General features: G+C 77.9%; 2 protein-coding genes. Both read left to right on the top strand.

Going from position 1 to position 1,053, the window contains the following annotated elements; all coding sequences use genetic code 11:
- Positions 1 to 338 (top strand): hypothetical protein (locus tag ABEB28_RS42590; protein WP_345734010.1); only part of this gene is annotated, 338 nt, incomplete at its 5' end.
- 175 nt (positions 339 to 513) lie between these two features.
- On the top strand, positions 514 to 1,011 hold the full coding sequence (locus tag ABEB28_RS42595; RefSeq protein ID WP_345734011.1) for a MarR family winged helix-turn-helix transcriptional regulator: 498 nt from the start codon (positions 514 to 516) through the stop codon (positions 1,009 to 1,011).
- Positions 1,012 to 1,053: the final 42 nt, after the last annotated feature.

Genomic DNA, 1,053 nt, shown 5'->3' on the forward strand with positions numbered 1-1,053 from the left:
CGGCGGCGTGGCGGGCGGCGATGCTCGCGGTCGGGCCGGGCCGCGGCGGTCCGGACGGCCTGGCGGTCCGGGTGGGCGACCCGTGGTCCGCGTCGACGCTGCTGCGCGCCGCGGATCTGCTGCGGGTTCCGGTTCGGGCGGTCCGGCGGCCGGGTGGTCAGCTGCTGACGGTGGACGGCCGGCCCGCTCTGGACGCGCTGGTGCACGTCGTCAGCGGTGGCGCGCTCACCGGCGGCACGGGGCCAGCCGGTATGGGCACCGGCGGCACGGTGACCGGCGGCACGGTGACCGGCGGCACGGGGGCGCCGGTCGCCGCGCGGGCCCGACTGGTGGGGTGACCCGCGGCGCCGCGACCGTCAGAATGGTGGTCGCGGCGTCCGCGTCGTTGGATCGGCGGCGGTCGGACGGGTGTGTCCCGTACGGTCGGTGCCGCTGAGCCGCCCGACTCGGGCGTCCGGCGGACGTCGAGGGCTCTGACGACGTGGAGGCTGCAGTGCCAGCGAAGGCGACGCGATGACCGCCCCGGCGCGGAGTGCGGTGCCCGGCTCGGACGGCGGAGCCCCGGACGAAGGGGTGACCACCCGGCTGCCGGTCGCCCTGGCGCGGCTCTCGCGCGCGCTGCGCCGCACCGAGCCCACCGAGCTGGGCCCCGGGTCGGTCGCGGCGTTGGCCACCGTCCGGCGCGAGGGCCCGATCCGCCCCGGTGACCTGGCGCTGCGGGAGGGCGTCACGCCGTCGACGATGACGCGGATCGTGGCGCTGCTCGAGAGCAACCAGTTCCTGGTCCGGGAGAACGATCCGGTCGATCGCCGCGCGTACCTGGTGCGTATCACCGAGGCCGGCGAGTCCTTCCTCACCCGCCTCGCAGGCGTCCGCTCGAAGGCGCTGCAGGCTCAGCTCGACCGTCTCTCGCCGGAGGAGCGGACGGCGATCGAGGCCGCGCTCCCGGTGCTCGAAACGCTCGCGACCAACCTCGGCGCGACCGGCCTCCCCACCGTCCCCCCGCGCTGACCGCGGCGGCGCCGCGCCTGCCGCGCCTGCCGCGCCGCCGCG

The organism is Cryptosporangium minutisporangium (assembly GCF_039536245.1).
GTDB classification, from domain to species: Bacteria; Actinomycetota; Actinomycetes; order Mycobacteriales; family Cryptosporangiaceae; genus Cryptosporangium; species Cryptosporangium minutisporangium.